At 70.4% G+C, this 13,046-nt stretch carries 12 protein-coding genes; 9 read left to right on the plus strand and 3 right to left on the minus strand.

The window, feature by feature from the left end; translation table 11 throughout:
- Positions 1-29: 29 nt before the first annotated feature.
- The 5 genes from AC3ET3_RS24035 to mscL all read left to right on the plus strand — a co-directional run bounded on the left by AC3ET3_RS24035 (position 30) and on the right by mscL (position 4,059).
- Entirely contained in the window at positions 30-1,322 is a 1,293-nt protein-coding gene (locus AC3ET3_RS24035; RefSeq protein ID WP_435612854.1) for an MFS transporter, read from the plus strand.
- A 67-nt stretch (positions 1,323-1,389) separates the two neighbouring features.
- Complete coding sequence (locus AC3ET3_RS24040; RefSeq protein WP_432138473.1) at positions 1,390-1,686, plus strand: FmdB family zinc ribbon protein; 297 nt, start codon at positions 1,390-1,392, stop codon at positions 1,684-1,686.
- 126 nt (positions 1,687-1,812) lie between these two features.
- Complete coding sequence (locus tag AC3ET3_RS24045) at positions 1,813-2,646, plus strand: S-methyl-5'-thioadenosine phosphorylase (protein ID WP_432138474.1); 834 nt, start codon at positions 1,813-1,815, stop codon at positions 2,644-2,646.
- Between the two features lie 183 nt (positions 2,647-2,829).
- Positions 2,830-3,444: a hypothetical protein gene (locus tag AC3ET3_RS24050; protein ID WP_435612855.1), complete on the plus strand. Its 615-nt coding sequence runs from the start codon at positions 2,830-2,832 to the stop codon at positions 3,442-3,444.
- A gap of 138 nt (positions 3,445-3,582) precedes the next feature.
- A complete protein-coding gene (mscL, locus tag AC3ET3_RS24055; protein ID WP_432138476.1) occupies positions 3,583-4,059 on the plus strand; it encodes a large conductance mechanosensitive channel protein MscL in 477 nt (158 codons plus the stop codon).
- A gap of 49 nt (positions 4,060-4,108) precedes the next feature.
- Here mscL and AC3ET3_RS24060 read toward each other — a convergent pair whose 3' ends face one another.
- The 3 genes from AC3ET3_RS24060 to pflB form a co-directional block, all read right to left on the minus strand.
- The gene (locus AC3ET3_RS24060) at positions 4,109-4,288 is read right to left on the minus strand and encodes a hypothetical protein (RefSeq protein ID WP_432138477.1); all 180 of its coding nucleotides are present in this window, start codon (positions 4,286-4,288) and stop codon (positions 4,109-4,111) included.
- Positions 4,289-4,379: 91 nt separating this feature from the next.
- Complete coding sequence (gene pflA / locus AC3ET3_RS24065; RefSeq protein WP_432138478.1) at positions 4,380-5,207, minus strand: pyruvate formate-lyase-activating protein; 828 nt, start codon at positions 5,205-5,207, stop codon at positions 4,380-4,382.
- A 12-nt stretch (positions 5,208-5,219) separates the two neighbouring features.
- Positions 5,220-7,517: a formate C-acetyltransferase gene (gene pflB / locus AC3ET3_RS24070; protein WP_432138479.1), complete on the minus strand. Its 2,298-nt coding sequence runs from the start codon at positions 7,515-7,517 to the stop codon at positions 5,220-5,222.
- Positions 7,518-7,744: 227 nt separating this feature from the next.
- Between pflB and AC3ET3_RS24075 the strand changes: the two genes are divergently transcribed.
- The 4 genes from AC3ET3_RS24075 to AC3ET3_RS24090 all read left to right on the plus strand — a co-directional run bounded on the left by AC3ET3_RS24075 (position 7,745) and on the right by AC3ET3_RS24090 (position 12,477).
- Complete coding sequence (locus AC3ET3_RS24075; protein ID WP_432156322.1) at positions 7,745-8,998, plus strand: low temperature requirement protein A; 1,254 nt, start codon at positions 7,745-7,747, stop codon at positions 8,996-8,998.
- Positions 8,999-9,049: 51 nt separating this feature from the next.
- A complete protein-coding gene (locus AC3ET3_RS24080; protein WP_432156323.1) occupies positions 9,050-10,078 on the plus strand; it encodes a P1 family peptidase in 1,029 nt (342 codons plus the stop codon).
- A 277-nt stretch (positions 10,079-10,355) separates the two neighbouring features.
- Positions 10,356-11,573: a L,D-transpeptidase gene (locus AC3ET3_RS24085; protein ID WP_432156324.1), complete on the plus strand. Its 1,218-nt coding sequence runs from the start codon at positions 10,356-10,358 to the stop codon at positions 11,571-11,573.
- A 157-nt stretch (positions 11,574-11,730) separates the two neighbouring features.
- Positions 11,731-12,477 carry a DUF6227 family protein gene (locus tag AC3ET3_RS24090; RefSeq protein WP_432156325.1) on the plus strand — a complete coding sequence of 249 codons (747 nt, stop codon included), beginning with the start codon at positions 11,731-11,733 and terminating at the stop codon, positions 12,475-12,477.
- Positions 12,478-13,046 lie beyond the last annotated feature (569 nt).

The raw sequence follows: 13,046 nt of genomic DNA on the forward strand, positions 1-13,046 counted from the left end.
CGCTACCAGGCGGCAGAAAGGCACGGGCCGTGGCATCCACGGTCACCACCGAGCCGTCGAAGGGCTCGTCGGCATCCTCCCGCCCGGGATACGGGCAACTGCTGCGCACCCGCGGCGCATGGACGTTCCTGCTGCCGGGTTTCGCGGCGCGCCAGCCGTTCGCGATGCTCACCCTCTCCATCGTGCTGCTCGTGCAGCACACCACCGGCTCGTACGGGGCGGCGGGCGCCGCCGCGGCCGTCACCGGCGTCTCCATGGCGCTGTTCGCGCCGTACAGCGGGCGCCTGGCCGACCGCTACGGCCAGCGCGCCGTGCTGGTCCCCGGTGTGCTGGTGCACGCGCTGGCCGGCCTCACCCTGACGGCGCTCGCGCTGGCTCACGCGCCTCTTTGGGTGCTCTTCGTGGCGGCCGTCCCCACCGGCGCCTCCGTCCCGCAGGTCGGGCCCATGGTGCGCGCACGCTGGGGCGTGACGCTGAAGGACTCGCCCCTGATGTCCACCGCGGCGGCCTTCGAGTCCGTCACGGACGAGCTGACCTTCGTTGTCGGCCCCCTGCTGGCCACCGCGCTGTGCACCACCGTGAACCCGGCGGCGGGCCTGGTGACGGAAGCCTCGCTGACCCTGCTCGGCGGCCTGCTCTTCGCAGCCCAGAAGGGCACCCAGCCGCCGGTCGCCGCGAGCCGGCACGCGCGCGTGGAGCACGCCTCGGCCCTGCGCGTCCCCGGCGTGCGCGTCCTCATCGTCGTGTTCCTGGGCATCGGCTCCGTCTTCGGCGGCATGCAGGTCTCGCTGGCGGCTTTCACCGAGTCGATCGGCGAGCCCGGCCTGAACGGTGTCCTGTACGGCGTCTTCGCCGCGGGCAACATGCTCTCCGGCATCGCCTGCGGCGCGATCGCCTGGAGGGCCGCCCCGCAGCGCCGTCTCGTCGTCGGGTACGCGGCGCTCGCACTGGCCGCGTCCGGCCTCTGGGCCGCGCACTCGGTGCTGCTCCTGACCGGCCTGGGGCTTCTCGTCGGCATGTGCATCGCGCCGGCGCTGATCACCGGCTACACGCTCGTCGAGGGTCTCGTCCTGGCCGGCGCGCGCACCGAGGCCTTCACCTGGCTGACGGGCGCGGTGGCGCTGGGGCAGGCCGGAGCCGTCACCGTCGCCGGACAGCTGGAGGACCGCTTCTGGGGCGGCGCCGGATTCCTCGTGCCGATGGGGGGCACGGTGCTCGCCCTGGCGACCCTGCTGGCGCTGCGCTCGCGCCTCGTGGCGCGCCCCCGCGGCCGTACCGTCGCACGTGGCGTCGGTCACCGCGCGCCCGTGACAGTGGACTGATCCCGAGGAATGCGTCAGTATGGACCGTCGTTAGCACTCATTGAGTGAGAGTGCCAGGAGGAAGACAGTGCCGACCTACCAGTACCAGTGCACCGAGTGCGGCGAGGGCCTTGAGGCGGTGCAGAAGTTCACCGACGACGCCCTGACCGAGTGCCCCAGCTGCGGTGGCCGCCTGAAGAAGGTGTTCTCCGCGGTCGGCATTGTCTTCAAGGGCTCCGGTTTCTACCGCAACGACAGCCGCGGCTCCTCGTCGAGCAGCTCGCCGGCGTCGTCCAAGTCGTCGACGTCCACCTCGGACTCTTCTTCCTCGTCGTCCTCCTCCTCGGAGTCGAAGACGTCGACCTCCAGCTCCTCCGCCGCCTGAGGTCTGCTGTCGAAGGCCCTGCCGTCCCCCGGGACGGCAGGGCCTTCGACACGTCGTGAGGGAGCAGCCGCCGTCCGTTCGCACGGATGAGCCCATGGCCTGGGAGCGCAGGCTAGTGTGCTGGTCATGGCGAACGCAGAGATCGGTGTAATCGGCGGCTCCGGGTTCTACTCGTTCCTCGACGACGTGACCGAGGTTCAGGTGGACACTCCGTACGGAGCGCCCAGCGACTCCCTCTTCCTCGGTGAGGTCGCCGGGCGGCGGGTCGCCTTCCTGCCCCGGCACGGGCGCGGGCACCACCTGCCGCCTCACCGGATCAACTACCGGGCCAACCTCTGGGCGCTGCGTTCGGTCGGTGTGCGCCAGGTCCTCGGCCCGTGCGCGGTCGGCGGTCTGCGCCCCGAGTACGGGCCCGGCACACTCCTCGTCCCCGACCAACTGGTGGACCGTACGAAGGCCCGCTCGAACTCGTACTTCGACGGGTTGCCGCTGCCCGACGGGAGCGTGCCGAACGTGGTGCACGTCTCCCTGGCGGACCCGTACTGCCCCACCGGTCGGGCGGCGGCGCTGAAGGCGGCGCGCGGGCATGACTGGGAGGCGGTGGACGGCGGAACGCTGGTCGTGGTGGAAGGCCCACGATTCTCGACCCGGGCCGAGTCACTGTGGCACCAGGCGCAGGGCTGGTCCGTGGTGGGTATGACCGGCCACCCCGAGGCGGCGCTCGCCCGGGAACTCGAACTCTGTTACACGTCGCTGACCCTGGTCACGGACCTGGACGCGGGCGCCGAGACCGGTGAGGGCGTCTCGCACGACGAGGTGTTGCGGGTCTTCGCCGCCAATGTGGACCGGATGCGGGGCGTGCTGTTCGACGCGGTGGCGGCGCTGCCCGCGACCGGGGAACGGGACTGCCTCTGCGTGAGCGCGCTGGGCGGGATGGACCCGGGTTTCGAGCTGCCGTAAGAGTGGGAGCGGGGCTTCCCGAGCGGACTCCGGAGGTGGTTCCGGACTACTTCGGGGTGTGGAATCTCCTTCGAGTGAGGGAGTTGTCCACAACCCGTCGGTAGTCCACAGGCTCCGACGGGCGGCGGCCCGAGGGCTCATGGTGGGCCGTGCAAGCCCGTCTCTCGCCGCAGGTGGTGACTCATGTCCATGCCTCCCCCACCCTTCGTGCCTTGGTCCGACTCCCCCGCCTCCCCCGTGCCCGGCACCTCGCATCCGCCGGGTGCGGACGCGCCCCCCACGTGTGAGGTGCCGCCGTTCGCTCCCGTTCGGGTGCGCGGGGGGAGGTATCAGCTACAACGGCTCCTCCGGTCTCGCAGGCGGGCCCTGGCGCTGGGCCTCGCCGTCACCGCCGCCGCGCTGGTCGCCGCGGGCCCCGGAGACGGGGCCGACCGGCCACCCGGCCACCCGGGCGACGGCCCGCGAGCGCACGCCCGTCCGGTAAGCGGCGAGCGGGACCGGCGGCACCGGGCTGCCGAGACAGTCTCCGCGCCGGTGCGCATCGCCGACGCCGGCGCGGTGCGCCTGTTGCGCCCCGGCGACCGGGTCGACGTGATCGCCGCCGGGCAGACCGCCTCGGGCGCGGACGCGCGCGTGGTCGCACGGGGCGCGCTGGTGACGAACGTGCCGGAGCCGACCGAGGACGCGGGCGTCTCCGTCGACGGCGGTGCGCTGGTCGTTCTGTCGGTGCCGCGGACCATCGCGGCGCGTCTCGCGGGCGCCGGCGCGACAGCACGGCTGGCGGTGACACTGTGCTGAGTCCACTGGTCCGACTTGTGAGGGATGTGCTGTCAAGTCCCCCCATCGAGCTACCGAATTGGACACCTCGGCCTGACTCTGACGTAGGTTGCGGAGCTGTTTGTTCCACAACCTGTGAATACGAGGAGAGTCACCGAGGTGAGCAAGAAGAAGGGCCCCAGCGTTCTGCAGGGCTTCAAGACCTTCCTGATGCGCGGCAACGTCGTCGACCTGGCGGTGGCGGTGGTCATCGGCGCCGCCTTCACGAACATCGTGAACTCGGTGGTGAAGGGCGTCATCAACCCGGTGGTCGGGGCGATCGGCACACAGAACCTCGACAGCTACAGCTCTTGTCTCAAGGGGCCCTGCGCGAAGGCGGCGGACGGCACCGTCACGAGCGGGGTGATGATCCTCTGGGGGTCCGTCCTGGGTGCGACGCTCACCTTCGTGATCACCGCGGCGGTCGTCTACTTCCTGATGGTGCTGCCGATGTCGAGGTACCTGGCGCGTCAGGAGGCCCGCCAGAAGGCACGGGAGGGCACCGTCGAGGTCATCGAGGTGACCGAGCTGGAGGTGCTGAAGGAGATCCGCGACACGCTGGTATCGCAGCGTGGCCCGGAATCCACCAGGTCGTAACGGGAATCGCCGGGGCGCTGCGGTCCCTGGTCCGCGAGGCCCGTCGTGCTCAGAGGTGGTGGGGCGGCTTTTCGTCGAGGAAGCGTTTCAGGTCCGCCGCCGCGTCGCCGGTGGTCGGCCGCTCGCCCCAGCCTCGGTCCTGGTCGTCCGTGGACTGCTGGTCCAGCGGATCGTCGAAGACCAGCGCGGGCTTCGGGGCGCGCGGTTCGGGGCCGGTGGAGGTGCTCATGCCTCCAGGGTACGGTCCTGGCGCCGAAGCGGGCGGGGCCTGCCGCATCGGCCCGGGTGCCGCGCCCGGCGCACCCGCGCGAGAGGACGTCTCAGACCGCGTAGAGGCCGTGAGCGGCGAAGACGGCGCGCGCCAGAGCGGTCTGCTCCATGGTGGGGCTGGGTGTGTCATGCAGTGTGAAGGGCCGGCCGAGGGCCTGCCACTTGGCTTCGCCGAGCTTGTGGAAGGGCAGGACGTCGACGCGTGTGACGTTGCCGAGCGAGGCGGCGAAGGCGGCGACTCCCTCGATGTTGTCAGGGGCGTCGGTGAGGCCGGGCACGAGAACGAAGCGGACGTGGACCTCCTTGCCGAGGTCGGCCAGCCGGTGGGCGAAGTCGAGGGTGGGCTGCAGGGGCCGGCCGGTCACCCTGCGGTAGGTGTCGCGGTCCCAGGACTTGATGTCGAGCAGGACGAGGTCGGTGTCCCGCAGCAGGGCGTCGGTGGCGCGGACACCGAGGAAGCCCGAGGTGTCCAGGGCTGTGTGCAGACCGAGTTCGTGCTTGAAGCGGTTGAGCAGCTCGCCGGTGAAGACCGGCTGCAGGAGCGGCTCCCCACCGCTGACGGTGGCGCCGCCGCCGGCCGCGGCGATGAACCGTGTGTACTTGCGGGCCTCGCCGACAACCTCGTCGGCGGTGGTGCGCTTGCCGTCGCGCATCCGCCAGGTGTCGGGGTTGTGGCAGTACAGACAGGTCAGCGGGCAGCCGGACAGGAAGGTGACGAAGCGGGTGCCCGGCCCGTCGACGCCGGTCGACAGGTCCCACGAGTGGACCGACCCCACGGCCGGGCGGCGGGTCACCGCCGCGGCCGGGGTGGCCGCTCCGGCGGCGGGGGGTCCCGTCCGCGCCGGGGTCGCCGACGCGGACGGAAGAAGCGTGGTCATCGCCCAGCTCCCTTACAGCGCACCGTGGAAGGTGCGGTTGATGACGTCCAGTTGCTGCTCGCGCGTGAGGCGGATGAAGTTGACCGCGTAGCCGGAGACCCGGATCGTCAGCTGGGGGTACTGCTCGGGGTGCTCCATCGCGTCCTCGAGAGTCGCCTTGTCCAGGACGTTGACGTTCATGTGGAAGCCGTCGCTGGCCATGTAGCCGTCCAGGACGCCGGAGAGGTTGGCGACTCGTTCCTCGGGGGTCCGCCCCAGGGCGTCCGGGGTGATCGTGTTGGTCAGCGAGATGCCGTCCTCGGCATCGTCGTACGGCAGCTTGGCGACGGACAGCGCCGAGGCGACGTACCCGTGCTGGTCGCGTCCGTTCATGGGGTTGGCGCCGGGCGCGAAGGGAGTGCCCGCTCGGCGGCCGTCGGGGGTGTTGCCGGTCTTCTTGCCGTAGACGACGTTCGAGGTGATCGTCAGGACGGACTGGGTGTGCACCGCGTCACGGTACGTCGGGTGCTTCCGCACCTTCTCCATGAAGTCGTGCACGATCCAGCGGGCGAGGTCGTCGGCCCGGTCGTCGTTGTTGCCGTACGCCGGGTAGTCGCCCTCGACGACGTAGTCGACGGCGAGGCCCGTCTCGTCGCGGACGACCTTCACGCGTGCGTGCTTGATGGCGGACAGCGAGTCGGCGGCGACCGAGAGGCCTGCTATGCCGCACGCCATGGTGCGCAGGACCACCCGGTCGTGCAGGGCCATCTCCAGGCGCTCGTAGGCGTACTTGTCGTGCATGTAGTGGATGACGTTGAGCGCGTGGACGTAGGTCTTGGCGAGCCAGCCGAGCATGGCGTCGTAGCGGTCGCGGACGGTGTCGTAGTCGAGGTACTCGTCGGTGATCGGCTCGAAGCCCTCGACGACGGTCTGGCCGGACTTCTCGTCGCGGCCGCCGTTGATGGCGTACAGCAGGGCCTTGGCGACGTTGACGCGGGCGCCGAAGAACTGCATCTGCTTGCCCATGGCCATGGCGGAGACGCAGCAGGCGATGGCGGTGTCGTCCCCGTACTTCGGCCGCATGAGCTCGTCGGACTCGAACTGCAGGGCGCTGGTGTCGATGGCGACCTTCGAGGCGAAGGCCTTGAACCCCTCGGGCAGGCGCGGCGACCAGAAGACGGTGAGGTTGGGCTCGGGGGCGGGTCCGAGGTTGTAGAGCGTGTTCAGGGCCCGGAAGGTGGTGCGGGTGACCAGCGGGCGCCCGTCGTCGCCGATGCCTCCCATGGACCAGGTGACCCAGGTGGGGTCGCCGGAGTAGAGCTCGTTGTACTCGGGGGTGCGCAGGAAGCGCACGATGCGCAGCTTGATGACGAAGTCGTCGATGAGTTCCTGGGCCGCGGCCTCGGTGAGCAGGCCGCGCTCGATGTCCCGCTGGAGGAAGATGTCGAGGAAGGCGTCGATGCGGCCGATCGACATGGCGGCGCCGTTCTGCTCCTTGACCGCGGCGAGGTAGGCGAAGTAGAGCCACTGGACGGCCTCGCGGCCGGTGCGGGCAGGGCCGGAGATGTCGTGCCCGTAGGAGAGGGCCATGGCCTTGAGTTCGAGGAGTGCCCGGATCTGCTCAGCGGTTTCCTCGCGTTCCTGGATCACCTCGACACTCGGCCACAGGACTTCGAGTGCGAGTTTGTCCGCTCGCTTGGCGGCGACGAGCCGGTCCACGCCGTAGAGGGCGACGCGGCGGTAGTCGCCGATGATGCGGCCGCGGCCGTACGCGTCGGGCAGGCCGGTGATGATGCCGGAGGAACGGCAGGCGCGGATCTCGGGGGTGTAGGCGTCGAAGACTCCGTCGTTGTGGGTCTTGCGGAGCTTGGTGTAGATCTCCTTGACCGCGGGGTCGGGCTCGTAGCCGTAGGCCCTGAGGGCGCCCTCGACCATGCGCCAGCCGCCGTTGGGCATGATGGCCCGCTTGAGGGGGGCGTCGGTCTGCAGGCCGACGATCAGGTCGAGGTCCCGGTCGATGTAGCCGGGGGCGAAGGCGTCGATGCGCGACGGGGTCCTGGTGTCGACGTCGTAGACGCCGCGCTCGTTCTCGACGGGGAACATCGACAGAAGCCTGTTCCAGACCGCGGTGGTGCGCTCGGTGGGGCCTGCGAGGAAGGCACCGTCACCCTCGTAGGGAGTGTAGTTGCGCTGGACGAAGTCGCGGACGTCGATTGCGTCGCGCCACAGGCCGCCGCGGAAGCCGGCCCAGGCCTCCCCTGGTACCGACGTCTCGTCCGCCGTCTGCTCCCCAGGAGTGACGGTCGTGGTTTCCGCAGGAGTGGCAGCCATGGCCCGCACCTTCCGCATCGCTTGACCAGTACAGGTCCATTCCACTGCGGCGGGGACGCGGCAGGGCACCGCGTTGGTCCCCGATTGCTGCCCGAAGGTCCCAGTGGCGACCGGTCCGTTCCGACTACCGGCGGGCTGACCTGGTCGTTCCGGCGGGACTTTGGACCTTCTCGCCTTGTGAAAGCGTTCACAAGATTTTTGGGCGGTTATCTGGTGTGCTGGAACGCATGACGACCGGTTCGCCCGTCCCGCATCCGCTCTCCTCCACGCCGGCCCGCGCGCGGCCGCTGCGACGGCTCACCGCGCGCGGCCGCGACGAGGCACACCGGACGGCCACGCCGCTGGAACTCTTCTTCGACCTGTGCTTCGTCGTGGCCATCGCCCAGGCGGGTGTGGCGCTCGTGCACGCCGTCGCAGAGGGACACGCGGGCGAGGGCATCCTGAACTACGCGATGGTGTTCTTCGCCATCTGGTGGGCCTGGATGAACTTCTCCTGGTTCGCCTCGGCGTACGACAACGACGACGTGCTCTACCGGGTCGTCACCCTGGTGCAGATCGCCGGTGTGCTGGTGCTGGCGGCGGGGGTCTCGCGAGCCTTCGACGAGCACGACTTCACGCTCGTCCTGATCGGCTACGCGATCATGCGGGTCGCGCTGATCACACAGTGGCTGCGCGCGGCGAGCTCGGCAGAGGGCGCTGAGAGAACCATGGCGCTGCGGTACGCCTTCGGCGTCCTGATCTGCCAGGTCGGCTGGTTCGGACTGGTGGTCCTGCCGGAACCGGCGCGCCCCTGGGTGTTCCTGGTGATGGCGGCGGCGGAGCTGGCGGTGCCCGTGTACGCGGAGAAGGACGCCCAGACGTCCTGGCATCCCCACCACATCGCCGAGCGCTACGGGCTGTTCACGATCATCGTCCTCGGCGAGACCATCGCCGCGGCCACGGTCGCCGTCAAGTCGGCGGTGGACGAACACGACGCACTGGGCGCACTGCTGCCCATCGCGCTGGGCGGGCTGCTCATCGTGTTCGCCGCCTGGTGGATCTACTTCGTGGTGCCCATCCACGGACATCTGCGCTCCAACAAGGAGTCGTTCCTGTGGGGCTACGGCCATTACCTGATCTTCGCCTCGGCGGCCGCCATCGGGGCCGGTCTCGAGGTGGCCGTCGAGCAGGCGGTCGGCCAGGCGCACATCTCCACGCTCTCCGCGTCGGCCGCGGTGACGTTGCCGACCGCCCTGTTCCTGCTCACTGTCTGGGCACTGCATTCGCGCCACTTCAAAGTCGGTCTCGCTCAGCAGGCGGTCCTGCCGGTCACCGCGCTGCTGGTGATCTGCTGCACGTTCCTCGGCGACTGGGCGGTGCTCGCGGCCGGCGTGGTGTCGGCCCTGGCCGTGGTGACCGGGACGGTGCTCACGGCGCGCATGGCGACGCGCGCGGAGGCACTGCGGGCGGACACCTCGCGCACCTCCAGCCCGGTGGTGTGAACGCCCGGCGCACTCCTGCTGGGCGCGCGCCGAGCGAGCGAGACTGGGCCCATGACAGTGGACGCTCTGACAGATGTCACCGGCGTGCGGGTGGGGCACGCGACCCGCACCGGCGACGGTTGGCTCACCGGCACGACCGTGGTTCTCGCACCGGAAGGTGGCGCGGTCGCCGCGGTGGATGTGCGAGGTGGCGGACCCGGCACGAAGGAAACCGACGCGCTGGACCCGCGCAACCTGGTGCAGAAGGCCGAGGCGGTCGTGCTGACCGGCGGCAGCGCCTACGGGCTCGACGCGGCTTCCGGGGTGATGGCCTGGCTGGAGGAACGAGGACGGGGCGTGCGGGTGGGCCCGGACCCCGCGCACGTCGTGCCCGTGGTGCCGGCCGCCTGCGTCTTCGACCTGGGGCGTGGCGGAGACTTCCGGGCGCGTCCCGGCGCGGACATGGGCCGGACCGCAGTGGAGGCGGCTGCGGCGAGCGAGCCGGGCGCGCGCGTGCCCGAGGGGTGCGTGGGTGCGGGGACGGGCGCCGTCGCCGGGGCGCTCAAGGGCGGGATCGGCACCGCCAGCACGGTGCTCGACTCCGGGGTCACGGTGGCCGCGCTGGTTGTGGCCAACGCGGCGGGCGCCGTCCTCGACCCTGAGACGGGCGCGTTGTACGGGGAGTTGTGGCAGGGGCGGGCCGTCTATCCGGAGGGGCGCGTTCACGAGGCCGCGCGCCGGCGCCTCGCGCTCTGCGCCGCGCAGAACGGGGCACCGCCGCTGAACACCACGCTCGCGGTCGTGGCCACCGACGCGGAACTGTCGAAGGCGCAGGCGCAGAAGCTCGCGGGCACGGCGCACGACGGGATCGCGCGCGCCGTGCGGCCGGTGCACCTGCTCCACGACGGGGACACCGTCTTCGCGCTGGCGACGGGCACACACCCGCTCGGCAGTGAGCACCCGCTGGCGCTCAACGACATCCTGGCGGCGGGAGCGGACGTGGTCACCCGCGCGATCGTGCGGGGGGTGCGTGCGGCGGAGTCGGTGGCAGGACCGGGTGGGATGTGGCCGTCCTACGGGGAGTTGTACGGCAAGCGTTGACCGTGGGGCTCACGCCGGTTCGCGCGTCACGGGGCGGGTGAGGCCGACGCCGGCGCGCGAGGGTGCCGGGCCCGTCGTGATGCCGTGGCGCCGGTCCGTTGTGTGAGGACGAGTGGGAGGTGCCGGAACACAAGTTCCGCTCTGTGACTGGGATTTGTCGCGGTTCTGTCACGTGGTGGCACCCGAATGGACCGGGAGGAACCTGGGCGGCGGTCGAGGCCCTCTGACTTCACGTAGGGGAGCGGACCTCGCACATGACATGAAGCTGGAGCAGCCCGTGACAACGTCGGACATAGCAGCGCGGCGCGTACTGGGGGCCTGTGCCGTCCTGGTGGTCGGCGCCTTGGCGCTGACCGGATGCGGCGGTGACGCCCAGGCCGACAACGACAGCAAGAGCGGGGACAGCGCCGTGAAGGCAGCTGCCGCGAGGATCGCCTTTTCGGCCGAGAACGGGGCGACAGGCGCCTCGATCAACACGACCGGGGTGAAGGTGGCGAACGGGCGGCTGGTCGGTGTGCGGATGAAGGCGGCCGGGACGGGCCACGACGTGCCGGGCGCGATGTCCGCGGACGGCGTGAGCTGGAAGCCGAAGGAGCAGTTGGAGCGGGGCACGAAGTACGAGATATCGGCGACCGCGAAGGGGGCCGACGGGAAGAGTGTGACCGCCAAGTCGGTCTTCACGACCGTGACCACGGCGAACAGCTTCATTGGGACGTACCGGCCGGACGGGGGCACCACCGTCGGGGTCGGGATGCCGGTGTCCTTCACCTTCGACAAGGCGATCAGCGACAGGAAGGCCGTGCAGTCGCACATCACGGTGACGTCCAGCAGCGGGCAGAAGGTGGTCGGGCACTGGTTCGGCTCGCAGCGGCTCGACTTCCGGCCCGAGGAGTACTGGAAGGCCGGCTCCAAGGTGACGATGAAGATCGACCTGGACGGCGTGGAGGGCGCGAACGGAGTCTTCGGGGTGCAGAAGAAGACGGTCAGCTTCACCGTCGGGCGCTCGCAGGTCTCCACGGTGGACGTCAACACCCAGACCATGACGGTGGTGCGGGACGGCCAGACGCTCCGGTCGGTGCCGATCTCGTCCGGGGACGCGGAGCACACCACCTACAACGGGCAGATGGTGATCTCCGAGAAGCTGATCGAGACGCGCATGGACAGCCGGACCGTGGGCATGGCCAACGCGTACAACATCCCCGACGTGCCGCACGCCATGCGGCTGACGACATCGGGCACCTTCCTGCACGGCAACTACTGGTACAACCCGGCCAACCCGCCTTTCGGCAGCTTCGGCAGCAGCCACGGCTGCGTCGGTCTCCGGGACACGCAGGGTGCACGCGGCGACACCCCCGCCAAGTGGTTCTACGACAACTCGCTCATCGGCGATGTGGTGATCGTCAAGAACTCTCCGGACAAGACGGTGGCGCCGGACAACGGGCTCAACGGCTGGAACATGTCGTGGAACGAGTGGACCGCGGGGAGTGCCGTCTGACGATACGGTTCCTGACGGAACGTCGGGCCGCGCGGAACCTCTCGCGCGGCCGCCTCGTTTTTCCGGCGTACGTTTTCTCGGTTCCCGGACATGATGTCCGACCGAGGGGCTACGGTATGCACCCACAAGGTGACATGCAGCAACGCCGGGAGAGACCTTGAGCGTTCCGTACGAGACAGCAGCGTACGAACCAGCCGAGTCGCCGGAGTCTCCTGAGGAGCACCTCGCGCGACTCCTCGGCCGCGCCCTGAACTCCTTCGAACTGCCCGACGACACGATACGGCGCCTCGATCACGCGCTGGCGCACGCCAGTTCACTGCACTCCGCGCACCACAGCGCGGGGCTGCACCGGGAGACGTACCGGCACACGTGGTTGCTCGCGGACGGCTCGGCGCTCACCCTGTGGGAGCTCGTCCACAACACCGCCCCGGACGGGGAGCCCCAGCACGAGGTGTACGTCGACGAGGAGGAGGTGCGCACCGCCACCTCCCGGTTGCCGTTCCCGCCCGACACCCCCGAGTTCGACCTGCCGGTGGTGGTGACGCTGTCGCCGGTGCCCGCTCCCCGCCACGTGTACGTGCCGGACGACTCGGCGGACCACGCGCGACGGCTGCTGCGCCGGGCCGAGAACCCTGACCGCCCCGGGGCGGAGACGGCGGCGCTGCTGAGGAACGCCTCCGCTCACCAGATCACCCAGGCGTTCGGACGGCCTTGCCGCGCGGGGCGCATCGGGTTGTGTTTCGCGCTCTACGAACACGCCTTCCTCCTGCACGACGGCCAGGAGATCTCCTTGTGGGAGGTCGAGCACACGGCGACGCCCGACGGGCGCCACATGTGCGAGGTCTATCCGTCGGAGGCGGCGGCCCGCGAGGCGATGGAGCGGCGGGCGGCTCAGGTGTCGTGAGTCGCGCGGGGGCGTGCGACCTGAGCGCCGGGCGCACGCCCTACACCGCACGCCCCCTCGCTTACGAAAGCCCACCGCGTGGCATGCGAAGCCCAGCGCTTGGTGTGATGTGCACGCCGGGGGTGCGCGCGGCTTCCGAGCGCGTCAGTTGTGCAACCGGCGCACTAGGCCGACGAAGGCGGCCCGTTCCGCCGGGGTGAGTTCGACGGACTCGCGGTGGGGGCCGTGCCCGAGTTGTCTTGGGACGGAGGGCAGGGACACCGAGACGGTGCGGTCCGAGAGACTAGCGCCCCCTGAACGCCATGAGCCGGGGCGGACAGGACGGGGGCGCTGGGCGCGGACCAGGCCGGTCAGCCAGACGGCGGCGACCGCGGCGAGGGCCGTCACGCCCGCCAGTCGAAGGTGCGAGACACGCTCAGGCATGGGCCCAGTAGACACCACGAGTCGGAACTGTGGGCATGGATCACTTCGGACCGTGATGTATCTCGCACACCTCATCGATCAGACACATCTCGGACAGTAGCGGCCGGCCGCACGCTCCCTGGTGCGGGGCGTGCGGCCGGCCGTCG

The organism is Streptomyces sp. bgisy159, assembly GCF_057707805.1.